General features: G+C 34.9%; 23 protein-coding genes and 1 pseudogene. 19 read left to right on the top strand and 5 right to left on the bottom strand.

Translation table 11 applies throughout. From position 1 onward, the window contains the following. Window positions 1–57: 57 nt before the first annotated feature. On the bottom strand, window positions 58–582 hold the full coding sequence (gene phaP, locus MHB74_RS06875; protein ID WP_061678855.1) for a polyhydroxyalkanoic acid inclusion protein PhaP: 525 nt from the start codon (window positions 580–582) through the stop codon (window positions 58–60). A gap of 42 nt (window positions 583–624) precedes the next feature. Next, window positions 625–1077 carry a poly-beta-hydroxybutyrate-responsive repressor gene (gene phaQ / locus MHB74_RS06880; RefSeq protein WP_000903018.1) on the bottom strand — a complete coding sequence of 151 codons (453 nt, stop codon included), beginning with the start codon at window positions 1075–1077 and terminating at the stop codon, window positions 625–627. A gap of 198 nt (window positions 1078–1275) precedes the next feature. Between phaQ and phaR the strand changes: the two genes are divergently transcribed. The 5 genes from phaR (at window position 1276) to MHB74_RS06905 (ending at window position 6485) form a co-directional block, all read left to right on the top strand. Continuing rightward, window positions 1276–1758: a polyhydroxyalkanoic acid synthase subunit PhaR gene (gene phaR / locus MHB74_RS06885; RefSeq protein WP_000566960.1), complete on the top strand. Its 483-nt coding sequence runs from the start codon at window positions 1276–1278 to the stop codon at window positions 1756–1758. Window positions 1759–1910: 152 nt separating this feature from the next. Beyond that, window positions 1911–2654: an acetoacetyl-CoA reductase gene (locus tag MHB74_RS06890; protein ID WP_000250414.1), complete on the top strand. Its 744-nt coding sequence runs from the start codon at window positions 1911–1913 to the stop codon at window positions 2652–2654. 83 nt (window positions 2655–2737) lie between these two features. After that, entirely contained in the window at window positions 2738–3823 is a 1086-nt protein-coding gene (gene phaC / locus MHB74_RS06895; protein ID WP_000206842.1) for a class III poly(R)-hydroxyalkanoic acid synthase subunit PhaC, read from the top strand. Window positions 3824–3918: 95 nt separating this feature from the next. Next, window positions 3919–5112, top strand: a complete 1194-nt coding sequence (locus MHB74_RS06900) for an NAD(P)/FAD-dependent oxidoreductase (RefSeq protein WP_061678856.1) — start codon at window positions 3919–3921, stop codon at window positions 5110–5112. 23 nt (window positions 5113–5135) lie between these two features. Then, window positions 5136–6485 carry a TrkH family potassium uptake protein gene (locus tag MHB74_RS06905; protein ID WP_061678857.1) on the top strand — a complete coding sequence of 450 codons (1350 nt, stop codon included), beginning with the start codon at window positions 5136–5138 and terminating at the stop codon, window positions 6483–6485. Between the two features lie 38 nt (window positions 6486–6523). Here MHB74_RS06905 and MHB74_RS06910 read toward each other — a convergent pair whose 3' ends face one another. Continuing rightward, window positions 6524–6859 carry a DUF3905 domain-containing protein gene (locus tag MHB74_RS06910; RefSeq protein ID WP_061678858.1) on the bottom strand — a complete coding sequence of 112 codons (336 nt, stop codon included), beginning with the start codon at window positions 6857–6859 and terminating at the stop codon, window positions 6524–6526. Window positions 6860–7006: 147 nt separating this feature from the next. Between MHB74_RS06910 and MHB74_RS06915 the strand changes: the two genes are divergently transcribed. The 11 genes and pseudogenes from MHB74_RS06915 to cbpA all read left to right on the top strand — a co-directional run bounded on the left by MHB74_RS06915 (window position 7007) and on the right by cbpA (window position 19489). Next, window positions 7007–7159: a hypothetical protein gene (locus MHB74_RS06915; RefSeq protein WP_000240799.1), complete on the top strand. Its 153-nt coding sequence runs from the start codon at window positions 7007–7009 to the stop codon at window positions 7157–7159. Window positions 7160–7387: 228 nt separating this feature from the next. Next, window positions 7388–8464, top strand: a complete 1077-nt coding sequence (locus MHB74_RS06920) for a putative 2-aminoethylphosphonate ABC transporter substrate-binding protein (RefSeq protein ID WP_061678859.1) — start codon at window positions 7388–7390, stop codon at window positions 8462–8464. Between the two features lie 20 nt (window positions 8465–8484). Then, on the top strand, window positions 8485–9486 hold the full coding sequence (locus tag MHB74_RS06925; protein WP_061678860.1) for a putative 2-aminoethylphosphonate ABC transporter ATP-binding protein: 1002 nt from the start codon (window positions 8485–8487) through the stop codon (window positions 9484–9486). Continuing rightward, window positions 9487–11244, top strand: coding sequence for a putative 2-aminoethylphosphonate ABC transporter permease subunit (locus MHB74_RS06930; RefSeq protein WP_061678861.1), 1758 nt, complete (start codon window positions 9487–9489; stop codon window positions 11242–11244). 21 nt (window positions 11245–11265) lie between these two features. Beyond that, window positions 11266–12060: a phosphonoacetaldehyde hydrolase gene (gene phnX / locus MHB74_RS06935; RefSeq protein ID WP_061678862.1), complete on the top strand. Its 795-nt coding sequence runs from the start codon at window positions 11266–11268 to the stop codon at window positions 12058–12060. 15 nt (window positions 12061–12075) lie between these two features. Beyond that, complete coding sequence (phnW, locus tag MHB74_RS06940) at window positions 12076–13173, top strand: 2-aminoethylphosphonate--pyruvate transaminase (RefSeq protein ID WP_061678863.1); 1098 nt, start codon at window positions 12076–12078, stop codon at window positions 13171–13173. Then, window positions 13170–14354 carry a saccharopine dehydrogenase family protein gene (locus tag MHB74_RS06945; RefSeq protein ID WP_061678864.1) on the top strand — a complete coding sequence of 395 codons (1185 nt, stop codon included), beginning with the start codon at window positions 13170–13172 and terminating at the stop codon, window positions 14352–14354. The genes phnW and MHB74_RS06945 overlap by 4 nt, the downstream gene beginning before the upstream one ends. 40 nt (window positions 14355–14394) lie before the next feature. Continuing rightward, window positions 14395–15177 carry a DeoR/GlpR family DNA-binding transcription regulator gene (locus tag MHB74_RS06950; RefSeq protein WP_000117658.1) on the top strand — a complete coding sequence of 261 codons (783 nt, stop codon included), beginning with the start codon at window positions 14395–14397 and terminating at the stop codon, window positions 15175–15177. 425 nt (window positions 15178–15602) lie between these two features. Then, a pseudogene (locus MHB74_RS06955) lies at window positions 15603–17862 on the top strand (NEAT domain-containing leucine-rich repeat protein). A 248-nt stretch (window positions 17863–18110) separates the two neighbouring features. Further along, on the top strand, window positions 18111–18740 hold the full coding sequence (locus tag MHB74_RS06960; protein ID WP_061678866.1) for a class II aldolase/adducin family protein: 630 nt from the start codon (window positions 18111–18113) through the stop codon (window positions 18738–18740). 125 nt (window positions 18741–18865) lie between these two features. Then, complete coding sequence (cbpA, locus tag MHB74_RS06965) at window positions 18866–19489, top strand: cyclic di-AMP binding protein CbpA (protein WP_061678867.1); 624 nt, start codon at window positions 18866–18868, stop codon at window positions 19487–19489. A 67-nt stretch (window positions 19490–19556) separates the two neighbouring features. On the opposite strand, the gene MHB74_RS06970 is transcribed toward cbpA, so the two are convergent. Beyond that, complete coding sequence (locus MHB74_RS06970; RefSeq protein WP_061678868.1) at window positions 19557–20327, bottom strand: divergent polysaccharide deacetylase family protein; 771 nt, start codon at window positions 20325–20327, stop codon at window positions 19557–19559. 397 nt (window positions 20328–20724) lie between these two features. Between MHB74_RS06970 and MHB74_RS06975 the strand changes: the two genes are divergently transcribed. Continuing rightward, entirely contained in the window at window positions 20725–21006 is a 282-nt protein-coding gene (locus tag MHB74_RS06975) for an aspartyl-phosphate phosphatase Spo0E family protein (protein WP_000495532.1), read from the top strand. Between the two features lie 29 nt (window positions 21007–21035). On the opposite strand, the gene MHB74_RS06980 is transcribed toward MHB74_RS06975, so the two are convergent. After that, window positions 21036–22532: a DUF3149 domain-containing protein gene (locus tag MHB74_RS06980; RefSeq protein WP_061678869.1), complete on the bottom strand. Its 1497-nt coding sequence runs from the start codon at window positions 22530–22532 to the stop codon at window positions 21036–21038. A 193-nt stretch (window positions 22533–22725) separates the two neighbouring features. Here MHB74_RS06980 and MHB74_RS06985 point away from each other — a divergent pair, with 193 nt between their 5' ends. After that, window positions 22726–23172 carry a MarR family winged helix-turn-helix transcriptional regulator gene (locus MHB74_RS06985; protein ID WP_000203340.1) on the top strand — a complete coding sequence of 149 codons (447 nt, stop codon included), beginning with the start codon at window positions 22726–22728 and terminating at the stop codon, window positions 23170–23172. A 160-nt stretch (window positions 23173–23332) separates the two neighbouring features. Beyond that, window positions 23333–25027: a M3 family oligoendopeptidase gene (locus MHB74_RS06990; RefSeq protein WP_061678870.1), complete on the top strand. Its 1695-nt coding sequence runs from the start codon at window positions 23333–23335 to the stop codon at window positions 25025–25027. Window positions 25028–25046: the final 19 nt, after the last annotated feature.

Here is a 25046-nt window from a genome sequence, read left to right on the forward strand (position 1 = left end):
ATGTAGTAGGAGGAAGAAAGAGTTTTGTTTGTGCTGCAGTTAGCTCCCACATTTTTCTTACTTGATGGAAGTAAATAAATTTTTTGAGTTTTCCTCGAACTGCTTTGCGAGTTCTAGTTGTTTGGACTTGAACTCTCCCAAAAAAACTTCTAACTGTTTTTGAACCTCTTCACGTTGTACTTGTTGTTGTTCAATAAATTGTTTTGTTGTTTCTTCAAATTGACCGCTAGTTTGAGTAATAATAGACAACGATGTTTTCGTAGGAGAAACAGTAAGTTGGTGCATTTGAGTAGAAAGTTCATTCCATTTCCCTTGCCACTCGTTAATTTGATCATTTAAGGAGTTTCCAGTTAATTGCTTCACGTAATCTGTATATTGGTTATTGAACTGAGCAGTGAATTGTTGTAGTTCTTTTTCTAGTTCATCTACTCCTGATGTTAATTTATGCAAAGCGTCTTGTTGTTGTTTTAAAGTTTCTAAAGTAAGTTGCTCTAATTGTTTCCCAGCTGAAGAGAAGAGGGAAAGAGATTGAGACCAGTTTTTCCAAAATGCATCGACTAATTCGTATGGCTTAGTTTCCATTGTTTGACCTCCAAATGTTTTTTTGCATATTGTGAACGCAGATTACTCTGCTGTACCACCAGGTGAAGATGAAGAATCCTTTTCATCCTTTTCTGGAGAAGTAGAAAATGGAAAGAATGCATTGGTGTATAACGTAAAAAACGTCCGCAACATATTTTGATAATGTTCAAAAGAAGTCGCACATGTTGTTAAATATTGCTCTCCATATTCTGTTAAAGAATAAATTCGTTTCGCTGGCCCGCCTTCGCTTGTATCCCAAGTAGAAGAAATAAGGTTTTCTTTTTCTAACTTGCGCAATGTTCTATACACATTACCTTGGTCAACAGAAGAAAAGCCGATGTCCATTAGCATTTGAATGAGTTTGTAACCATGAAGACTCCAGTCTTTTAGACAGAGAAGTAAGAAAGGAACTAAGAAGTTTTTTGGCATGGAGTTTGGTTGTTTCGCTTGGTTTTTTTCCAAACTTTCTGGGTGTTCTGGTTCATTATGTAGCATGATTGTGCATCACCTCATGAATCAGTTAGATGGAATTTTTTGCTTATAAGTGCAATTTACACCTATCTGTTTTTAATGTCAACACATTTATTGGAAAATAAAGAAAAATAAAATATAGACTTGAAGTTTTATTCAGAATATTAGAAAATAGTGAATAGGTTGAATTGTTTCAAAAACAAAAAAGGGAGTGTAGGCGAAGTGATTGATCAAAAATTCGATCCATTGCAAGCATGGAAAAATGCTTATGAACAAACCGAAACATTTTGGGGAAAAGCGCTCAATGAAACAATTAAAACAGAAGAATATTCTGCTTGGATGGGCAGCGTTCTAGACTTGAATTTGTTTTATCAAAAAGCGTTAAATGATACAACAAAAAGTTATTTAGAACAGGTGAATGTGCCTACGAAAGAGGATATCGCTAGAGTAGCTACGCTTGTTATCAACTTAGAAAATAAAGTTGATAACATTGAGGAAGTTCTAGAAGAGAAAGTGGATTCATTAGGACAAGCTCCTACATTAAAGCGTGATGTTACGAAAGTAAAACAAGATATTCGCACATTAGAAACGAAAGTTGATCAAATTTTGGAATTGCTAGAAAAGCAAAATGCAGTACTAGCGAAACTACAAGTACCTGTAAAAGAAGAAGTAAAGCCTGCGAATAAGCCAGAAAATAAAAAATGATAATAGCGTTTGTTTATAACTTGTAAAAGGGAAGGGAGAATCTCTTTTTCATGTATAAACATCGAAACATAATTAATATATGGACTCTATTCATATGAGTACCAAAATGATTCATAACAATCGTTCACAAATTCATTTAAGGGGGAAAAGAAATGGTTCAATTAAATGGCAAAGTAGCAATCGTAACAGGTGGGGCAAAAGGAATTGGAAAAGCAATTACAGTAGCATTAGCACAAGAGGGAGCAAAAGTAGTTATTAACTATAACAGCAGTAAAGAAGCAGCTGAAAACTTAGTAAATGAATTAGGAAAAGAAGGACATGACGTTTATGCAGTTCAAGCGGATGTTTCGAAAGTAGAAGATGCAAACCGACTTGTAGAAGAAACTGTGAATCATTTTGGTAAAGTTGATATTCTTGTTAATAATGCTGGTATTACAAGAGATCGTACATTCAAAAAGTTAAATCGTGAAGATTGGGAGCGCGTAATTGACGTGAACTTAAGCAGCGTATTTAATACGACAAGTGCTGTACTTCCATACATAACGGAAGCTGAAGAAGGAAGAATCATTAGTATTTCTTCTATTATTGGTCAAGCTGGTGGATTTGGACAAACAAACTACTCTGCAGCAAAAGCAGGTATGTTAGGATTTACAAAATCATTAGCGTTAGAACTTGCAAAAACAAATGTAACTGTAAACGCAATTTGCCCAGGATTTATTGATACTGAAATGGTAGCAGAAGTACCAGAAGAAGTACGTCAAAAAATCGTTGCGAAAATCCCGAAAAAACGTTTTGGTCAAGCTGATGAAATTGCAAAAGGTGTAGTATACCTATGCCGTGACGGTGCGTATATCACAGGTCAGCAATTAAACATTAACGGTGGATTATACATGTAATGAAGTAAGAAAAAAGTGCATATCCATAGCAGGAATGCACTTCTTTTTTTTAGAAAGAAATCGACCAAAAAGGAGATAGAAAAATGACTACATTCGTAACGGAATGGGAAAAGCAATTGGAGTTGTACCCAGAAGAATATCGTAAAGCATATCGCCGTGTGAAAAGAGCGAGCGAAGTTTTATTACGCGAACCAGAACCACAAGTTGGTTTAACACCGAAAGAAGTTATTTGGACGAAGAATAAAACGAAGCTGTATCGTTACATTCCAAAACAAGAAAAAACACAGAGAGTTCCAATCCTATTAATATACGCACTTATTAATAAACCGTATATTATGGATTTAACTCCAGGAAATAGTTTAGTGGAATATTTAGTAGATCGTGGTTTTGATGTGTATATGCTTGATTGGGGCACATTTGGTTTAGAAGATAGTCATTTGAAATTTGATGATTTCGTGTTCGACTATATTGCAAAAGCAGTGAAAAAAGTAATGCGAACTGCGAAATCGGACGAGATTTCTTTACTTGGTTATTGCATGGGTGGAACGCTAACTTCTATTTATGCAGCACTTCATCCACACATGCCAATTCGCAACTTAATCTTTATGACAAGTCCTTTTGATTTCTCTGAAACAGGATTATACGGTCCTTTATTAGATGAGAAATATTTCAATTTAGATAAAGCGGTTGATACATTCGGAAATATTCCGCCAGAAATGATTGATTTCGGAAATAAGATGTTAAAACCAATCACAAACTTTGTAGGTCCATATGTCGCTTTACTCGATCGTTCAGAAAATGAGCGCTTCGTCGAAAGCTGGAAATTAGTTCAAAAGTGGGTTGGTGACGGTATCCCATTCCCAGGTGAATCATATAGACAATGGATTCGCGATTTTTATCAAAATAATAAATTAGTGAAAGGTGAACTCGTTATTCGCGGACAAAAGGTAGACCTTGCAAATATTAAGGCGAATGTCTTAAATATTTCTGCGAAACGTGATCATATCGCACTGCCATGCCAAGTAGAAGCGTTGCTAGATCATATTTCTAGTACAGATAAACAATACGTATGTTTACCAACGGGACATATGTCGATCGTTTACGGTGGAACAGCGGTAAAACAAACATATCCGACGGTTGGAAATTGGCTGGAGGAGCGTTCTAATTAAAAATAAAAAAATCCAACTAGCGTATGTTAGTTGGATTTTTTTATGGGAAATAACAAAACATAGAAAGGAGAAATTTATATTTTAGGAGTATAATTATGAAACTTATGACTGGTAAGTTGTTTTGGAATACAGGAGTTTCTATACCTTGTTATCCATCGTTAGAAAATGATATGATATGTGATGTGCTTATAGTCGGAAGCGGAGAAGCAGGTGCTCATATAGCGTATTCGTTAGCGAAAATTGGAATGCGTGTTACGCTCATTGAAAAAAGAGCAATCGCATGCGGTAGCACAGCTGCTAATACAGGTTTACTCCAATTTCTTCATGATAAATCGTTAACCTCACTGATCCATACATTTGGTGAAAAAAAAGGGGTACGAGCATATAAGCTTTGTTACGAAGCGTTACGGACAATGGAGCAAGTTGTACCGACTCTCGATATTGATCCCCAGTTTATTCCGCGAAGTAGTTTGTATTATGCAAGTAGCAATGAGGACGTATCGTTTTTACAAGAAGAATATAATACGTTACGCCATTATGGATTCCCGGTTGAATATTTTACCGATTCACATATGATGAAGAAGTATTCATTCACAAAACAAGCAGCGTTATATTCGCATGGTGATGCTGAGGTGAACCCGTATTTATTGGCGCATAGCCTTTTGCATAAAGCAAATCAAATGGGTGCTACTATACTTGAGCATACAGAGGCTGTACATATAAAAAAACGCCAAAATGATTTAATTTGTTATACGAAAACAGGAAATAAAGTTGTAGCAAAGAATATTATTATGGCGACGGGTTATGAAGCACTTTTCGGAAAGAAAGAAAAAAATACAACAGTGGAAACATCATATGCAGTTGTGACAAATAAGGTAGATTCGTTTGAAGGTTGGCACGAACGATCATTAATTTGGGAAACAGCACGGCCTTACTTATATTTTCGAACGTATGAAAACCGTATTATTGTAGGTGGATTAGATGAAGCGATGCAAATTCAAACAATCGGTGATACGAAATTATTGCATAAGCGTGATCTCCTTATTAACATTGTAAAAGAGATGTTCCCGCAGTATAAGAATATACAAGCAGACTACTATTGGGCGGCAGCATTCGGTGGTAGTCATGATGGTCTCCCTATTTTAAAAGAAGACAAAAAGATACATAATTTGTTTTATGCATTACCGTATGGAGGTAATGGAACTGTGTATGGAATGGTATTTGCCAAATTATTTGAGCAGTTATTTACAAATAAAGAAAGTGAAGATTTTTCTTTATTTAATCGATAGAAAAAAGGTAGCGAAGTGATGGAATGAGAGATATAAAAAAGTTTTTACAAAAATTACGTCCTGTACAACTCATTGTTTTGTTTTATTTATTAGCAGTAGTTGTATCGGTGATATTGCTTAGTTTCCCGTTTGTTACGAAGGCTGGTGTGAAATGGACATTTATTGATGCCCTCTTTACATCTGTTAGTGCGGTAAGTGTTACGGGATTGTCTGTTGTTACGATTTCAGATACATTTACTACGGCGGGAATTATTATGTTAGCCCTTATTTTACAATTAGGCGGCTTAGGAATTATGGCACTTGGTACGTTCGTTTGGATTATAACAGGGAAAAAGATTGGTTTGCAGAGAAGAAGGCTCATTATGGCAGACCATAATCAAGGGAATTTATCAGGACTTGTAGAATTGATGCGTTCGATTTTAATTGTAATTATTTCGATAGAACTTATTGGAGCAATATTATTAGGTACAAGATTCTTACTTTACTTTCCAACTTGGCAAGAAGCTTATTTTCACGGTTTCTTTGCGGCTGTTAGTGCAACTACGAACGGCGGATTTGATTTGACAGGACAATCACTAATTCCATATAAAAAAGATTACATTGTTCAAATGATTCATATGTTGCTTATTATTTTAGGAGCGATTGGTTTCCCTGTATTAATGGAAGTGAAACAATTCCTTAGTAAAAGGAAACAGCAACTATTTCGCTTTTCATTATTTACAAAATTGACGACAACAACATTTTTTGCGCTCGTTGTCGTTGGAACAATCATGATTTTTTTACTAGAACGAAATCATTTTTTAGCAGGAAAGTCATGGCATGAAACAGTTTTCTATACATTATTCCAATCTGTGACGACGCGAAGTGGTGGACTTGCTACAATGGATATACTTGAATTGTCACAACCGACGCTTTTATTTATGAGTATATTAATGTTTATAGGAGCATCTCCAAGTTCGGTTGGGGGCGGAATACGTACAACAACATTTGCTGTTAGCATATTATCGTTATACACTTTTGCAAGAGGCGGAAGAACGGTTAGAGTCTTTAAACGTCAGCTACATGAAGAGGACGTGCTGAAAGCATCTGTCGTTATGACGATGGGGATTTTATTATGTGCCACAGCGCTATTTATTTTATCTATTACGGAAAACGTACCGCTTATGAGTTTAATTGTTGAAGTGTGTTCGGCTTTCGGGACGACAGGCCTATCGACAGGTATTACGCCAGATTTAACAACGGTTGGTAAACTTGTACTCATTGTACTTATGTTTATCGGGCGTGTCGGTATTTTAACATTTATACTAGCTAGTGGTGGAAGAGAACAGCCACCTCGCTACAAATACCCGAAAGAGAGAATTATTATTGGATAATATGAAACCATTCTACCTACGTTAGGTAGAATGGTTTTTTAGTCGTTAATGCCAAATTGCGGATGCATAAAAGCATCCTTCTTATTAGTTACTTCTTTTTTTAGCAACTCTTGATTTTCTTCTGAAATCCACCCAATATCATTTGTAGGATGGATCCATTCTTCTCCAGCCATAATGGCAGGATCTACTTCATCACTCCAATTGTGAAGTGGACTATTCTCGGAATCATATTTACTGTCTCCGATTACGACGTCATATTGATTTATGAAAGGTTGTTGCATCTTCTTCCCTGTTCCTTTAAAGGATGGAAAATTCATTTGATGCGGGAGCGTTTCATCTAAAATTGGTGACTGAATTTTATCTTTCTTCTTCATAATAATCGCTCCTTTTTATAATGTTTTCTTCATAGGTAGTATTTCCATCTAGCAGTTCTTATGTACTTGTTAACACTTGCCAGTAATAATTATTGTGTGTTGATTCAAACTAGAGTAGAAGTGAATCCTTGAGAGCAGGTGAATGTATTGGTAAAAAGAAAAGTGAAACAAAATGCGGCAATCAACAATAATAAAACTCCGAAAGAAAGCTTACCAGATGCAGAATTTGCATTAGAGTATGAAGGAGAAAATAGCGCGAAGTATGCAAATCGTAATTCAAAAAAAGGTAAACAAAAATGAGGCGTTTTTTACAAACGCCTCATTTTTTTGTGGGATTATAAAGGTTTTTTTAATTATTTGTAAATTTAGTGTTCATTATTAGCAGAAAAATGCGAAAAAACATAGAAGTAGCAACGTATTACACAAAAACAAACAACAAACAAAAGATTAATGTTGGTTTAATACTGCTTTTACACTAGTTGTTTATATTTGAATTGTACATAAGATTTATAAAAGGAGAGAGAGACAGTGAAAAAAACAATCTTTAAAGCTGTAGCGACTGGAATGGTATTTTCGTTATTAATGGGGTGTGGTGCAAAGAAAGAAGAAAGTGCTGGGGCAAAAGTGAAAGATGATAAATTATCTGGATCATTGACTGTTTACACAGCGATTGAAGAAGAACTTGTACCAATTTATCTTGATTCTTTTAAACAGAAGTATCCAGATGTAAAACTGAACATTGTTCGTGATTCAACTGGAGTTATTACAGCGAAATTGCTAGCTGAAGGAAAAAATACACAAGCAGATGTTGTATGGGGAACAGCAGCGTCTAGTCTACTAGCTTTAGATAAAAAAGATATGTTAAAAGGATACTCTCCAAAAGGAGCAGATCGTGTTCTCACGCAATTTAAAGATGATAAGCAACCAGAAAAATGGGTAGGTAATACGGCATTTATGACGGGGATTGCTGTAAATAAAGAAGAATTAAAGAAGAAAAATTTACCGATGCCAGAATCATATGAAGACTTAACGAAACCAGAATATAAAGGAACGCTTGTTATGCCACATCCGGCTTCTTCTGGAACAGGATTTTTAACAGTTTCTGCATGGTTACAAATTATGGGTGAAGATAAAGGCTGGGATTACATGAAGAAACTTCATGATAATATGGCAACTTATACTCACTCAGGATCAAAACCAGCGAAATTAGCAGGCGCGGGTGAATATCCAGTGGGCGTATCAATGGTTTATAGTGCTTTGAAAGAGAAACAAAAAGGTGCACCAGTTGAAGTTGTATTGCCGAAAGAAGGATTAGGATGGGAAGTAGAAGCGAACGCACTTATTAAAAAAGATAATGCAAAAAATGAAAAATTAGCGCAAGCATTTTTAGATTGGGCAATTACTGATGATGTAATGAAGTTATACTTCGAGAAAAATGGATTTGCGACAATTAAAAATGATTATAAACTTCCAGATGGATTCCCTAAAGATGTAACAGAAAAGTTATACAAAAAGAATGACTTTAAATGGGCAGCAGAAAATCGCGATAAAATTTTAGAAAAATGGGAAAAAGAGTTTGGCCAAAAAGCAGAACCGAAAAAGTAAGTGAGTGGGAGAGAGAAAAAATGAGCGAATATTTATCAATTCAACACATTCAAAAACAGTTTGATGCATTTACAGCGTTAAAAGATATTTCTTTTACTGTGAAAAAAAATGAGTTTGTATGTTTATTAGGCCCAAGTGGTTGTGGGAAAACGACATTGCTTCGAATTTTAGCAGGGCTAGAAGAGGCAACAACAGGTAGTATAGCTGTCAATGGAAAAGATATTACAGCATTACCTCCTGGAAAGAGGAACTTCGGAATGGTGTTTCAATCGTATGCATTATTTCCGAATTTAACAGCACTTGAAAATATTGAATACGGCTTAAAGACAAAAAAATATGGAAAAGCAGAAGTAAAAGAGAAAGCGCTAGAGGCGTTGGAACTAGTTGATTTACTGAATGTAAAAGATAAATATCCTGCTCAAATGTCTGGTGGACAACAGCAGCGAGTGGCACTTGCACGTGCACTCGCTCTGTCTCCGGATATTTTGTTACTGGATGAGCCGTTATCTGCTTTAGATGCAAAAGTACGTGAAAAGTTACGTAGAGAAATGCGTGATTTGCAAGAAAAAGTAGGAGTAACAACTATTATGGTCACGCATGATCAAGAAGAGGCATTAACGATGGCTGATAAAATTGTTGTAATGAATCATGCGGAAATTATGCAGATTGGAACACCAGAGGAGATTTATCAAAGACCAGCCAATCCGTTTGTGGCAGATTTTATTGGTTCTATTAATTTCTTTTCGAAAAATAATGAAGAGCATGCAATTCGTCCTGAACATGTAACAATTGTACAAAATGATGGTATTAAAACGGTTGTGGAAAGTATGGAATTTCGTGGATCTGTATATCGGACGGAAGTGCGAGTAGTAGAAGAGAAAACACATCTTTATAACGAGAAAATTGTAGTGGATATATTGGCATCAGAAGTAGAAAAAACCGCTATTAGAAAAGGAAAGCCGATTCAAATCTCTTTCTCAGAAAATCATATGTTGTCATATGGAAAGAAGGTCATTGTATAGATGGAGATGTTAGAAAATTTCAAGGTAGAAAGTACGAAAAAAAAGATTAAGAGACGTATTGGTAAAGAAGAGTGGATACAAAGACTATTAATTATTGGTATGCTTCTTGCTTTTTTGATCATGCTTGTATTACCTCTATTACAATTGTTTACACAAGCTTTTTACGATAAAGATGGAGCTTTCATTGGTGTTGCGAATTTCAGTAAATATTTCACAACACCAACGCTAGTTCAATCATTACAAAATACGATATGGATTTCGGGCGCGACAACAATTATTGCAGTGGCACTCGCTTTCGCTTATGCCTATGCGATTGCTCGTACGAATGTGTTTGGGAAGCGTGTATTTCAATATGTCGCGTTGTTACCACTATTCGCACCAACGATGATGCACGGTATCGCACTGACATATTTATTTGGTAATCAAGGGTTAGTAACGAAAGGAATGTTTGGTTTGTTTGAAGGGATACAAATCCCTTTATATGGACCAGTAGGAATTGTGATGGCTGAAGTCATGTATACATTTCCGCAAGCATTTCTTATATTATTAATTGCTTTTCAAGGCTCTGATTATCGTTTATATGAAGCTTCTAATATGTTAGGAGCGAGTAAAACAAAGCAATTTTTCACTGTTACTTTACCTAGTGTAAAGTACGGATTAATTAGTGCGATGTTCGTTGTGTTTACACTTAGTTTCACTGATTTTGGGGCACCAAAAATTGTTGGCGGACAATATAATGTACTTGCTACTGATGTATATAAGCAAGTAATTGGGCAACAGAATATGCCAATGGGTGCAACTGTCGGAATGATTTTATTAATCCCTGCTATATTTGCATTTGCAGTTGATCGTATTACACAAAGAAAGCAGGCGAATCTCTTATCTTCCAAATCAGTACCTTACAGAATAATAAATAATAAGAAACGAGATGTTATTTCATTCGTATATTGTAGCATAGTAACACTTATGATCATTCTATTATTTGTGGCAGTTGGTATTGCGGCAAGTGTGAAAGTATGGCCATATAATATGAGCTTTACATTTGAGCATTTTAACTTTTCTAGTTTAACAGGAGATGGACTTGAAGCGTTTAAAAACAGCGTAATTGTTTCAGCAATCACAGCGGTTATTGGAGCGGTTTTAACATTTATGTTCGCTTATGCGATTGAGAAAATAGATCAGCTACAATTTTTCCGAAAAGCAGGTTACTTTTTCTCTATCGTCCCTTTAGCGATACCAGGTTTAGTGCTTGGGTTAGGCTATGTCTTCTTCTTTAGTCAACCAACCATACAAATCTTTGGACTTTCCGTAACGAATCCGTTTCATTCTTTATACGGAACAATCGCTGTGCTAGTACTAGTCAATATTATTCATTTTTATTCTGTAACATTTGTTACGGCAACAACAGCTTTAAAGAAATTAGATCGAGAGTTTGAACTTGTTTCACAGTCGATGGGAATTCCGTTTTATAAAACATTCTTTCGAGTAACAGTACCGATGTGTTTACCGGCGATTTTAGAAATGGTAATGTACTACTTCGTAAATTCAATGGTAACTGTATCGGCAGTCGTATTCCTATATGCAGCTGATTTTAAACTAGCTGCTGTATCAATTGTAAACATGGATGATGCAGGAAATGTAGCACCAGCAGCTGCCATGAGTGTACTTATTGTTGTTACAAATATTGTAGTAAGAGTTGTATATGAATGGGGAACGAAAGCACTTCGTAACCGAACTTCACAATGGCAAAAAAGATAAATAAGAAGGGTGATGGATTGAATGAAAATAGAAGCAATTATTTTTGATTGGGCGGGTACGACAGTTGATTATGGATGTTTTGCACCACTGGAAGTATTTATGGAGATTTTCCATAAACGCGGTGTTGAAATTACTGCAGAAGAAGCTCGTAAGCCAATGGGGTTATTGAAAATTGATCATGTTAGGGCATTAACAGAGATGCCTCGTATTGCGAGTGAGTGGAATCGTGTTTTCGGACAATTACCAACAGAAGCAGATATTCAGGAGATGTATGAAGAATTTGAAGAAATTCTCTTCGCTATTTTACCGCGCTATGCGTCGCCGATTAATGGAGTAAAGGAAGTGATTGCTTCTTTACGTGAAAGAGGAATTAAAATTGGTTCAACGACTGGTTATACGAGAGAAATGATGGATATTGTAGCAAGAGAAGCAGCGCTACAAGGGTATAAACCTGATCTTCTTGTAACGCCAGATGATGTTCCAGCGGGTCGTCCATATCCGTGGATGTGTTATAAAAATGCTATGGAACTTGGGGTATATCCAATGAATCATATGATAAAAGTTGGAGACACGGTATCGGATATGAAAGAGGGAAGAAATGCTGGAATGTGGACAGTTGGTGTCATTCTTGGCAGTAGCGAGCTTGGTTTAATGGAAGAAGAAGTGGAGAATATGGATTCGATAGAACTTCGTGAAAAAATAGAAGTAGTTCGCAATCGTTTCGTTGAAAATGGAGCGCACTTTACGATAGAAACGATGCAGGAACTCGAAAGCGTAATGGAACATATCGAGAAACAAGAACTTATTATTTCATAAAAGGGGAATAGGATCATGACTGAAAATCACTACTTATTATTAACACCAGGACCATTAACGACAACAAAAACGGTAAAAGAAGTTATGTTATACGATTGGTGTACGTGGGATGCTGAATATAACACGATGGTGCAAGATGTAAGAGCTAAACTTGTATCGTTAGCAACGAGGGAAGAAGAGAAATATACGACTGTTCTCATGCAAGGAAGCGGTACGTTTTCAGTTGAAGCAGTAATCGGTTCTATTATTCCTAAAAATGGAAAATTGCTTGTTTGTACAAATGGTGCGTACGGTAAGCGAATTGTACAAATGGCAGAGATGTTACATATAGATGTGGTGGTTAGTCAAACGGAAGAATGGGAGCCTACTAATATTGCAGAAGTAGAAAAGATATTACAACAAGATAAAGAGATTACACATATTGCAGTTGTTCATTGTGAAACAACAACAGGTATTATCAATCCAATTGTAGATGTATGTAAATTAGGGAAGCAATATGGAAAAGTAACACTAGTTGATGCAATGAGTAGTTTTGGTGGCATTGAAATAGATATTGCTGAGTTGCAAATTGACTTTCTAATTAGTAGTGCGAATAAATGTATTCAAGGGGTTCCTGGGTTTGGCTTTGTTATTGCAAAGCGAGATGAATTGTTGAAATGTAAAGGGCAGGCACGTTCATTATCATTAGATTTATACGATCAGTGGGAGACGATGGAAAATCAAAATGGAAAATGGCGTTTTACGTCACCTACACATGTTGTACATGCTTTTTATCAAGCACTACTTGAATTAGAAAAAGAGGGCGGAGTAAAAGCGCGTTACAATCGATATTATAACAATCAAAAACTATTAGTGAATAGAATGAGAGAAATCGGATTTAAGTCACTAGTAGATGAAAAATATCAATCGCCTATTATTACATCTTTCATTTATCCAGAAGAGTGGTTTGATTTTGGGCAGTTATACAATGAATTAAAGCGCGATGGATTTGTTATTTATCCAGGTAAAATTTCAAAAGTTGATACATTCCGCATTGGAAATATCGGTGATGTACATGAGGCAGATATTAATCGTTTAGTTGATAGTATTGCTAAAGGAGTTGTTATAGGTTGAAAGTATTTTGCTTAGGTGGAGCAGGTAAAATTTGTCGTGAAGCAATTTTAGATTTAGTGCAATTTTCATCTTTTGAGACGATTACAGTAGCTGATTTTAATGAAGAAGAGGGCCTGAAAGTAGTAGAATGGCTCAACGATCCTCGCGTTGATTTTGTGAAAGTAGATGTAACGAATCATGAGGATACGGTTGCAAAAATGAAGGGCTATGACATTGTAATGGATGGCACGACTATAAAGCTAAATGGTTTGTCAACTCGATGTATTGCAGAAGCAGGTTGTCACGGTGTGAATTTGAATGGGTTTGGTGAAGAAAATGACTCACATTCTATATTTGTTCAAAACGGAAAAACATGTTTACCTGGTTTTGGTATGACGCCAGGTGTAACGCAAATGATGGCAATGCATGCAGCAAATCAGCTAGATACTGTAGAATCAGTTCGTGTCAGCCACGGTTCGTATCGCCCGATTGCTTTTTCTGCATCAATTACAGAAACAACGACATATGAATACGATCCACATTTACCATCGCGTACGGTGTATGAGGATGGTGAGTTTAAGCAAGTACCTCCGTTTGCGCGTCCGAGAGAAATAGAATTACCGGCGCCCTATGGTAAGGCAACGCAGTATATAATCCCGCATTCTGAAACGATTACGTTAGCAAAAGCACTGAAAAATAAAGGCGTCAAACTGATAGAGACGAGAGGGACTTGGCCAAAGCAAAATATGCAACTCGTACGTGCGTTATATGATTACGGTATATTGCGTAATGATCAAGTTGAAATAAATGGAGAAGAAATCGGTATTATGGATTGTATTTCGAAGTATTTATTGCAATCGAAAGAGGGACAAGAAACAGAAATTTATGGTTATGCACTTCATGTAGAAGTAATAGGTATGAAAAATAATGAGAAACAAAGGCACGTATTATATCATACACACCCGTTATCTGATGGATCTGTTGTAGGATGGGAAAAATTAAGAGCTTATACGAGAAACGTCGGTATTCCGTTTGGGATTGCTACAGAGTTAATCGCAAATGGAAATGTAAATAAAGTTGGTGTTGTGACACCTGAGGAAGCTTTTGTAAAGCCACAAATTATTTTTGATGAACTAGTAAAGCGTGGTATTCATATTCATGAAGAAGTTTTTACTGAAAAAGAAAGTTATAACTTTGTATAAGTAAGGTAGTTTATGAGGTAGAAATCAATGGGGTGAGGCTATGTCTGTAGTAGGTGAAGAAAGAAAGCGAACTATTCTTGAGAAGGTAGAGTTTAAAGGGAAAGTAAAAGTTTCAGAGTTAGCGAGAGAGTTTGCTGTATCGACAGAGACGATACGTCGTTATTTAGAAGAATTGGATCGCGAAAAGAAGTTGAAGAAAGTGTATGGTGGAGCCGTCCAACTTCCGGGAGCTGGAATAGAGGCACCAATGTTAGAACGAGAGATGCTGCATATAGAAGAGAAGAAGAGAATTGGGTATAAAGCAGCAACGTTTGTGGAAGATGGAGATGTGATTGCGATTGATGACGGAAGTACACCTCTTCAAATGGTGCCATATCTTGTTCACCGTAAAAATTTAACGATTGTAACAAGTTCATTTCCAGTAGCAACACAATTAATTTCTTCTATTAATAAAAAGATGTTTCACGGTGAAGTTTTATTTATTGGTGGAAAAGTATCTCCAAAGCATTCACGTGTGTCAGGGTCTATTTCACAGCAAGTAATCCAGCAATTTCATTTTCATAAAGCATTCGTGTCGATTGATGGATTGTTACCTGGTTTTGGGGTTTCTAGTTTTGAATTAGAAAAGGCGAAACTGTCAGAAGCGATGCTGAAATTAGCTGAGAAAACATATATTTTATGTGATCATACAAAAGTAGGGGTAAAAGGAAATTACCGAATAGCAGCATTTTCGCGTATTCAACATGTAATTTGTGATAAGAAAATGCCTTATAGTTTTGAAGAGGAAGTCAAAAAGCATAATATTCAATGGACGATTTGCTAAATAAATTGAACTCCCACCTGATTTTGAGGTGGGAGTTTTACTATCCGCAAAAAACGGGATAAAAGATTTGGATTTATGCAAAAAGTGGACACATTTTCTCATCTCTTTCATATAATTTACCAATACAAAAAAAGTTGGTCGAAGGAAAGAAGGGGAAAGTATGTCAGAACGGATATATAATAAACTTGTATTGTATGCAAATATTTTGCAAAAAATTGGTTTTATTAATGAAAAAGAAAAAAGTGAAATTCTTCATACGATAAGTAAAAAGGCCCTCTGAATAAAGGGCCTTTTTATTATTTTCTTTGGAAATATAAATTTAATGTAATATTCTCATTGACAATGATAATGAGATTCATTATCATTTATTTGTAGGTAAATGATAAGTGTTATCAATTAAAATATATATGATAGGGGATATTATTTTGAAAAAAAAATATATGAAGGCGTTAGTAGTAGCGACAACATTAGCAATTCCATTTGCTGCATACTCTACTCCAGCATTAGCAGCACTAAAAGTTGAAGCAAATCAATCGGTCGTAGCAGCTAGTGAACGTACATACGATACTGAGATTAAAATATATAAGGACCAAAAAGACGAGCCATCTATGGTTTCTCAATATATAAAAGATCCTAAAGTAGCGATTGCAGACGGGAAAAAAATTGTTACTGTAACAATACAAGATAGCGATTATTTTCAATATCTTAGAATAGAAGATAAAAACCAACCAGGTGTATTTCATGATGTGAAAGTTTTGTCAGAAGATAAGAGGAAAAATGGAACGAAAGTAGTTCAATTTGAAATTGGCGAGTTTGAGAAGAAGCACAATATGCAAATGCATATACTTATTCCGGCTATTGGATACGATCACAAATATCAAGTTCAATTTGAAATAAAAGATCCAACTGTAGGTGACAAAGAAGCAGAGAAACCAGATGATAACTCTAATTCAGGCAATACGGGAACGGATAATCCAGTTGATAATCAAAATATGATAACAGATAACAAATTAAGAGAACTTGTTAATAAAAAAGTATTTAATAGAAAAGATTTAAATACACCAATTACGAAAGAAGAGTTATTACAAGTAAAGGACTTGTTTTTAAATACGAATGAGATTCTTGATTATAGTGCATTAAAATATATGCCAAATTTAAAATCTTTAACAGTTGCGAATGCAAAGATAACAGATCCGTCGTTCTTTGCGAACTTAAAGCAATTAAATCATTTAGCTTTGCGTGGTAATGAATTTTCAGATGTAACGCCACTTGTTAAGATGGATAATTTAGAATCTCTTGATTTAAGTAATAATAAAATTACAAACGTTGCACCATTAGTTGAGATGAAAAATGTAAAAAGTTTATATCTATCAGGAAACCAAATAGAAGATGTAACAGCATTATCGAAAATGGAACAACTAGATTACTTGAATTTAGCAAATAATAAAATTACGAATGTTGCTCCATTAAGCGCGTTGAAAAATGTAACATACTTAACTTTAGCTGGTAATCAAATCGAAGATATTAAACCGTTATATTCATTACCTTTAAAGGACTTAGTATTAACGCGTAATAAAGTTAAAGATTTATCGGGTATTGATCAAATGAATCAATTAAATAAATTATTTATCGGAAAAAATCAAATAGAAGATGTGACACCACTTACTAAAATGACTCAACTTACAGAACTAGATTTACCTAACAATGAGTTAAAAGATATTACGCCATTATCTAGTTTAGTAAACTTACAAAAACTTGATTTAGAAGCAAATTATATTTCAGACTTATCGCCAGTCAGTAAGTTGAATAAGTTAGTATATTTAAGTTTTGTTGCAAATGAAATCCGCGATGTTAGACCAGTAATCGAACTAAGTAAGAAAGCTTATATTAATGTTCAAAACCAAAAAGTTTTTCTAGAGGATACAGAAGTAAATAAAGAAGTAAAAGTACCTATATACGAAAAAGACGGCGAGGTATCTACAAAAATCCGTTTGAAGAGTGATGGTGGTACGTATAGTAATGGTGTAGTGAAATGGAACACACCAGGTGAGAAAGTATATGAGTTTGGAGTGAAAGACCCATTTGCGGATACAGGCATTTTCTTCACTGGTTCTGTGATTCAAAAGGTTGTAAATGAAAAAGTAGCCGAAGAAGTAATAGAGTTTAAAGATGTACCAAAGGGTCATTGGTCAGAGAAAGCAATTAATCATTTAGCGAAAGAAAAATTATTTGTAGGCTATGGAAATGGAAAATTTGGATTTGGTGACAATATTACGCGCGGTCAAGTAGCAGTTTTAATACAAAAGCACTTGAAACTGGAGCGTAATCTAGAACAGAAAGCGAAGTTCACAGATACGAAAGGGAATGCATATGAAGGGGGCTATTGAGGCAGTTGCACAAGCTGGAATTATGACTGGATACGATAATGGTCAGTTCCGCCCAGAAGGAATATTAACTCGATATGAAATGTCAGTAGTATTACAAAAAGTATTCCAGTTAAAGGGAAATGAAAAGAGTGTAGAGAGCTTTATTGATGTACCAACTGGTCATTGGGCAGAAGGATATGTGAAAGCGTTAGCGGATAATAATATATCAAAAGGTGATGGAAAAGGAAACTTTTTAGGTGATGATTTCGTAACACGTGAACAATATGCACAGTTTTTATATAACGCGATAAAGAAATAAAAGATGAGAAAATACGTTATTCTTTGATTTAATAAGAATAACGTATTTTTTATGTACAAAATGAAATAGGCAATAGACAGGAGTATAGATATATGAATGGCCCATTTTAAAGAAGAGCTGTGAAACTATATTGACAAAAAGGCGTTCTCGTGTGATAATTCAATTAAATTTTTAGAATAATCAAAAAATATTCCTTTTACATAGAAAGGATTCGAACATTATATAAATATTATGCCGGGGGTGACGAAATGTTATTTTTTCTAAAGAAATGGAATGAATTAAAAGATGTGAAATCTGAATTGGCACTTCGTGATTGGTTTTATGGTACAAAAATTAGTTTATCACTTTGTACGTCAAAAGAGCCGTTAACTTTTTTAGTAAACGTTGAGGGAAGAGATAAAGGGTTATTTTCAGAAGAAGACTTTATTGTTGTTAATTGTATGTGTGAGCCAGTATTTGAAAATGAAGAAAAACCAGCTGTAGAATCGTTTATGCATGCGGATATTTATAAAAAGAGTAGTGCAGAATGTATTTTACAAGTGCAGACTGTAGATAGCCATTTAATATCAGAGTTATATGGAGAAGAAGGGGAAGTAACATTTGATAAACGTAGCGTGGAACGTGTTTTTGGAAAAGAAGGTATAACAGAAATGACAATTCCCATTGTAGAAGATGAGAAAAAATTTGCTGATTTATTAGAAAATAATGTACCGAATTTTATTGAAGGTGGAGGAGTAGTTCTTGTTCATAATTATGGCATGATTGTGTGGGGGAAAACTCCAGAAGAAGCGAAAAAATGGCTAGAGGGTATAGAATATTTAATGAATTACCATGTAAAGTTGTTAATGATAAAAGGTGCAAAGAGCTCTGTTATATAAAATGTTTGTGATGTCGTTACAAGCCAATAAACAAATGAAAGCGTTTTAAAAATAATTTTACTCATAAAATATAGGTCTCCTTATTATATATAGATTACATGTTGACATGTAAGGAGGAACATATTTTGCGAGTTAAATATCATTTTCTGCCAAAACAGCAAGTAACATTTTGCAAAATAAGCGATTCAGGTGAAGAGGCTTTGCACATTATGAATGAAACGGGATTTCGAGCAATCCCTGTATTAGCAGAAGATGAAAAGAAATTCATGGGGATTATTTATAAAGTAGATCTTTTAGAAAAAAAGTGTGAAAGTGGATTAGAGAAATTAAGTACGGAACATATGCTGGAAGATTCCTCTGCATGTATTTTTGAAAAGGATTCTTTTTTTAGAGCATTTTATGTTATTCGTCGACTTCCATTTTTAGCAGTGTTAAATGACTATAATGAATTTGTCGGTATCTTAACGCATTCCAATATATTTGATGTTATTGAAGATTCATTCGGTATGCGGACGGGTGGTTATATATTAACAATTGCAACACAAGATTGTAAGGGAACGATTAAAGAACTTGGGACATTGTTGAAAGCTTTTAATATCGGCGGACTATTTACACTAGATAACGGTGATCAATATATTCGCCGCGTTATCGTAAATATAGCAGATGAGTTAAATGAAAAAAGATTGAAGCAATTAATCGAAAAAATAGAGAAAAAGGGATTCAGGGTGAGCCATGTAGATTATATTTAAGGTGGAAAGGAAAGGTACCAATTTGCTATATGCAGATTGGTACCTTTTTTAGTGTGAGTAATGAATCTTATTTTGAAACAGGCGGCGGAGATAATGCTAAATCAGATAAGAAAATAAAATCTGCATGTTCACGAATGTTAGGAATAGAAGACTCTATAACACGTGATGTAATTTCACCTGGAGGTCCAACGTGTCCGATAGCTACCATAATTGGTTTTTCTTGAATTTTTTTAATGAGCAATTGGGCTTGTTTGGAAATATGCGCCGCTGTATACACATCATCAAAAAATAATTGGTTTTCAATGATAGGCACTCCTAATTCTTTCCCGATTTTTGGGACAACACTCTTAGGATTTGTTTTGCTATCTAAATAAAATAAACCGTGTTTTTTACAAGCTGCAAGTATAAGCCTTACAATTCTTTCGTCTGCAGTCACTTTTGATCCCATATGATTGTTCATCCCAATTGCATGTGGTACTTCTTGAATCGCTTGTTCGAGTCGGTTATTTATTTCTTCGTCGCTTAAATCAGTTGTAATTGCTTTTGGTCCAAGCCATTCTTTTTTACCTTTAATAGGTTCCATTGGCATATGTATAATAACTTCGTGCCCTTTCTTATGAGCCGCTATCGCATCTTCCTTTGTGGAAGGGAGAAAAGGCATAACGGCAACAGTCAGTGGAATAGGAAGTGATAACATTTTATCAGTCCCCTTCATATTATTGCCGAAGTCATCAATGACAATAGCAACTTTGTTTGTATGAGCCTTTGCTTGAACAGGAAATAAGAAGGATGGTAAAAACATAGTAAATATAAGCAATGCAATCGTATATTTGCGCATATAAATATTTCCTTTCTATTTTATCCCGCTATTTACGAGCGGTGAGGAATGAACAAAATCCCCAATGATTAAATTTCACTTTATCAATCATCATTATGTTTTGCGTTTTTATGTAAATTAAACAAAAAATGTCGAAGAAAAGTATATGGAAAATAGAAAATCCGCTATTTAATTGGTATTTGTAAAAAAAGAAGATGAAAAAAATGTCTATTATTGCGAATGTATTTACAAAGATAGAATAATTTGTAATAATTCTCAAAGTGAGGGTAAAGATTTGTAAATTACAGGGAGAAAATGTTAAATTTTCTGATTCTTCAAATTCAAATATGATTAAGTAGTTAAAAGGCCGATGGAGAAGTGAAGTAGAGAGCATGGAAGTATAATAAGGGGGATATGAATGTTTACTGTAAAAAGGAAGTACACATTAGAAAAGCTTTCACGTGATATTCATATGAAACGTGAAGAAATGATTCAATTAGGTTTAACGAGTGGGTTAAATAGTATGGAGACGATTCAAGTGAGTCAAGAATTGGACAAGCTTATTTTACAGTACCAGTGCTATAAAGAAAAACAAACACCAAAATGGTTATCAATTATAAAGGTACCTATTTTTCAAATTGGGTATGAAGGGAAATCGAGTAATTTTTGGCGAATGCTTGTAGCTGGTTTTATGAAATAAGTATAATTACCCTTTTGGGAGAAGGATAATTATACTAGGTGTAACGGAATTTCGATATGAACTGTCGTTCCTTCGTTTTCTATACTGTCGATAAAAATATGCCCATTGTACATCTCTACAATTCGTTTACATATGACAAGTCCAAGACCTGTTCCAGTATCTTTATTAGTAAAGAACGGATGAAAGAGGTGTTTTTGAATATGTTTTGGAATCCCTTTTCCAGTATCTTTAATTTGCAATTGTGCGTGTGTTTCATTGTTCGTTACGGAAATAGTTAGTGTGTCACCAGAAGTCATGGCTTCAATTGCATTTTTTGTAATGTTTAAAACCACTTGTTTCATATGGTCTTTTGAGCAACGGATATGAACAGGATGGTCTGGCAAATGTAAATTGAATATAATGTTATGTAGATTCGCCTCAGATTGAATAATTAATGCTACCTCATTTAGAATGTTTCTCACATCATATGTTTGTTCAATGATTGCAGTTGGCTTTCCAAGAATAAGAAATTCGCTTACAATTTCATTAATCCGTTCTATTTCTTGTTCGATGACGGAAAAATAGAACTGATCTTGTTCATCTTTATATTTTTCTTTTAATAGAGCGACGAGTCCTTTAATTCCGGTAAGTGGATTACGGATTTCGTGGGCTGTACTAGCTGCAAAAGTGCCAACCAATTCAATTTTTTGTAGTTCGTTTTGTTGTCTTTCCAGTTTTGTTTGGCGTTTTAACAACATATATTGAGCAAGTAAAAATAAAATAGACATTAAAAATAAAGTAGCTATACACTCTATTGAAACCCACTGATATAATGTTTTTTGATGGATAGGCAATGGAGAAACAGAGACCTTCCAATTTAATCTTTGGAGTGGGGTAGTAAGCATATTAGAATGCGCATCACTTGTTTCGTTATTATCATCGGTGAGAAAAACTACATCATACTTATCAGTTACTTCAAAATGGTATTGTGGCTTAATGGCATTTAAAGATGCTGAAATGTAGTCAAAGCGTAAACTTGCTAACAATAAGCCTGATAGCTCCTTCTGTTTATTGAAAATGGGAGAAGCAATTATAATAGCTTGATGCCCAAGAACACGATCTGTAATGACTGATGATACAGTTGTTTTCTTCGTCTGTAACGCGTCTTGAATATATTTACGATCTGAGACATCAATAGGTGGTTGGTCGCCTTCAGATGCGACTGTAATGATACCTTCTGGTGTAGCGTAATATAGACCAGAAAAGCGTGCATCGTTTTCATCAGTATCATGTACAATTTGTTTTACTCCATTTATATTTCCAGTCTCGGTTCCTACGACTTTTGAGAGCATTTCTAATGCGGAAATTGCTTCACCAAGATGATGATCTAAATAGTCTCTATATAAAAAGAGAACCGTGTGAGCAGATAGTTTGTTTTCCTGTTTCATTTTATACGAATGATATGAATAAAATGTAGCACCAATCCCTATCGTTGGTAGGATAACAAGCAATATATATAAAACGATGCTGTGGAATTTGACTTTCAAATTTGGTACTCCTTCTTTTTTATTATCATTATATATAAACTATGTTAAAATTGTCATGTTTTTATTCAAGAATCATTCATAATATATTTGGGGAGAGGTAATGAATGAGTGAATACTCATTCGGAATTTACATGAAGTACTAAACTGTTTTTCTTTTTATTACTGAGAATTTAAGTGAAGGGTTGAAAGTTGTATGACATCAAATAATGAACGAGAAGATATTTCTCAATCTCTAAAAGTATTTATTGCATTATCTCGTGTACATCGTTCTGTTATGGATACTACAAATAAATCTATACAAAGTAACGGGTTAAATCCAACTGAATTTGCTGTATTAGAACTGCTATATCATAAAGGTGGTCAACCACTTCAGCAAATTGGTGAGCGTATTTTAATAGCGAGTGGCAGCATTACATATGTTGTAGATAAGCTAGAGAAAAAGGGACTAGTAAAGAGAATTCCGTGCCCGAATGACAGACGTGTTATTTATGCACAATTAACTGAGTCTGGAGAGAACTTTATTGCTTCTATTTTTCCAGGGCATGAACAAGTTATACATCAGTCTTTTGAAATGTTAACGAAAGAGGAAAAGGATGAATTACTTGATCTATTAAAAAAGATTGGAAAGTATGAAAAGTAATAGTATGTTCCAAAGGAGCTTTGGATAATGAAATCCAAGGCTTTTTTGTTTATATGTAATTATGACAGGATCTGCCGTATTTTGCTGAAGAATAAGAGGAGATTTGTAAGTAAGCATTGAATTATAGTAAGGATGCACATAATGGAGAGGAGGCTCGTTCATGTCATTTAAAGACTATGAATATAAACGGCCAAATATTGAAGAATTAAAAGAGAAGTTTACTGTTGCTTTAGAGAAGTTTGATAACGCCAAAACGGTAGAAGAGCAAAAACAAGTCATCAATTCAATTAACGAAATTCGCAACGACTTCGGTACAATGGGGAATCTTTGTTACATTCGTCATTCTGTTGATACGACAGATGCCTTTTATAAGGAAGAGCAAGATTTCTTTGATGAATTCTCTCCAGTTGTACAAGGATATGGTACAAAGTATTATCATGCGTTAATACATTCTCCATTCCGTGAAGAATTAGAAGCGTATTATGGAAAGCAATTATTTGCTTTAGCGGAGTGTGATTTGAAAACATATTCTGATGAAGTCGTGAAAGATCTACAATTAGAGAATAAATTGTCTTCACAATATACGCAGTTATTAGCATCTGCAAAAATTGACTTTGCAGGAGAAGAAAGAACGTTATCACAGCTTATTCCATTTATGCAAGGGAAAGAAAGAAGTGAACGTAAAGTAGCAAGTGAAGCATATTACGGATTTTTAGCTGAGAATGAGGAAGTGTTAGATCGTATTTATGACGAGCTTGTTAAAGTGAGAACGAAAATTGCCAAATCTTTAGGTTTCAAAAACTTTGTTGAACTTGGATATGCAAGAATGTACCGTACAGATTATAATGCGGAAATGGTGGCGAATTATCGTCAGCAAGTACTTGATTATATTGTTCCAGTTACAACGGAATTAAGAAAACGACAACAAGCACGTATCGGTGTAGAGAAGTTAGCGTATTACGACGAAAACTTTGAGTTTGCTACTGGTAATCCAACTCCAAAAGGAGATGCGGATTGGATTGTTAATCATGGGAAAACGATGTATAAAGAGTTATCGGCTGAAACGGATGAATTTTTCAATTTCATGCTAGATAATGATTTATTAGATTTAGTTGCGAAAAAAGGAAAAGCTGGTGGCGGATATTGTACATATATTGAGAATTATAAAGCTCCATTTATTTTCTCGAACTTCAACGGAACATCTGGCGACATTGATGTATTAACACATGAAGCTGGTCATGCTTTCCAAGTATATGAAAGCCGTAAGTTTGAAATTCCAGAATACAATTGGCCAACGTATGAAGCATGTGAAATTCATTCTATGAGTATGGAATTCTTTACATGGCCATGGATGAAGTCATTCTTTGAAGAAGATGCAGATAAATATTATTTCTCTCACTTAAGTTCAGCACTTCTGTTTTTACCGTATGGTGTATCTGTTGATGAATATCAACATTATGTATATGAAAATCCAGAAGCATCACCAGAAGAGCGTAAGACAGCATGGCGTAATATAGAGAAAAAGTATTTGCCGCATCGTGATTATGAAGATAATGATTATTTAGAGCGCGGTGGTTTCTGGCAACGTCAAGGACATATTTATAGCTCGCCGTTCTACTATATCGACTACACATTAGCACAAATTTGTGCACTGCAATTTTGGAAACGTGCAAGAGATAATAGACAAGAGGCGTGGGAAGATTATGTAACGCTGTGCCAACAAGGTGGAAGTAAATCATTCTTGGAATTAGTAGAAGTTGCAAATTTAACATCACCATTTGCTGAAGGTTGTGTGAAAAGTGTCATTACAGAAATAGAAGCGTGGCTACATGCGATTGACGACACAAAATTGTAAAAAACATGCGCTTTTTTTC

Origin of the sequence: Bacillus sp. FSL K6-0069, from assembly GCF_038007785.1 — a bacterium.
GTDB classification, from domain to species: domain Bacteria; phylum Bacillota; class Bacilli; order Bacillales; family Bacillaceae_G; genus Bacillus_A; species Bacillus_A mobilis.

Coding starts and splice junctions, on each gene's coding strand:
- phaP (WP_061678855.1), bottom strand. CDS start 582: ATGGAAACTAAGCCATACGAATTAGTCGATGCATTTTGGAAAAACTGG.
- phaQ (WP_000903018.1), bottom strand. CDS start 1,077: ATGCTACATAATGAACCAGAACACCCAGAAAGTTTGGAAAAAAACCAA.
- MHB74_RS06890 (WP_000250414.1), top strand. CDS start 1,911: ATGGTTCAATTAAATGGCAAAGTAGCAATCGTAACAGGTGGGGCAAAA.
- phaC (WP_000206842.1), top strand. CDS start 2,738: ATGACTACATTCGTAACGGAATGGGAAAAGCAATTGGAGTTGTACCCA.
- MHB74_RS06900 (WP_061678856.1), top strand. CDS start 3,919: ATGAAACTTATGACTGGTAAGTTGTTTTGGAATACAGGAGTTTCTATA.
- MHB74_RS06905 (WP_061678857.1), top strand. CDS start 5,136: ATGAGAGATATAAAAAAGTTTTTACAAAAATTACGTCCTGTACAACTC.
- MHB74_RS06910 (WP_061678858.1), bottom strand. CDS start 6,859: ATGAAGAAGAAAGATAAAATTCAGTCACCAATTTTAGATGAAACGCTC.
- MHB74_RS06925 (WP_061678860.1), top strand. CDS start 8,485: ATGAGCGAATATTTATCAATTCAACACATTCAAAAACAGTTTGATGCA.
- MHB74_RS06930 (WP_061678861.1), top strand. CDS start 9,487: ATGGAGATGTTAGAAAATTTCAAGGTAGAAAGTACGAAAAAAAAGATT.
- phnX (WP_061678862.1), top strand. CDS start 11,266: ATGAAAATAGAAGCAATTATTTTTGATTGGGCGGGTACGACAGTTGAT.
- phnW (WP_061678863.1), top strand. CDS start 12,076: ATGACTGAAAATCACTACTTATTATTAACACCAGGACCATTAACGACA.
- MHB74_RS06950 (WP_000117658.1), top strand. CDS start 14,395: ATGTCTGTAGTAGGTGAAGAAAGAAAGCGAACTATTCTTGAGAAGGTA.
- MHB74_RS06960 (WP_061678866.1), top strand. CDS start 18,111: ATGTTATTTTTTCTAAAGAAATGGAATGAATTAAAAGATGTGAAATCT.
- MHB74_RS06970 (WP_061678868.1), bottom strand. CDS start 20,327: ATGCGCAAATATACGATTGCATTGCTTATATTTACTATGTTTTTACCA.
- MHB74_RS06975 (WP_000495532.1), top strand. CDS start 20,725: ATGTTTACTGTAAAAAGGAAGTACACATTAGAAAAGCTTTCACGTGAT.
- MHB74_RS06985 (WP_000203340.1), top strand. CDS start 22,726: ATGACATCAAATAATGAACGAGAAGATATTTCTCAATCTCTAAAAGTA.
- MHB74_RS06990 (WP_061678870.1), top strand. CDS start 23,333: ATGTCATTTAAAGACTATGAATATAAACGGCCAAATATTGAAGAATTA.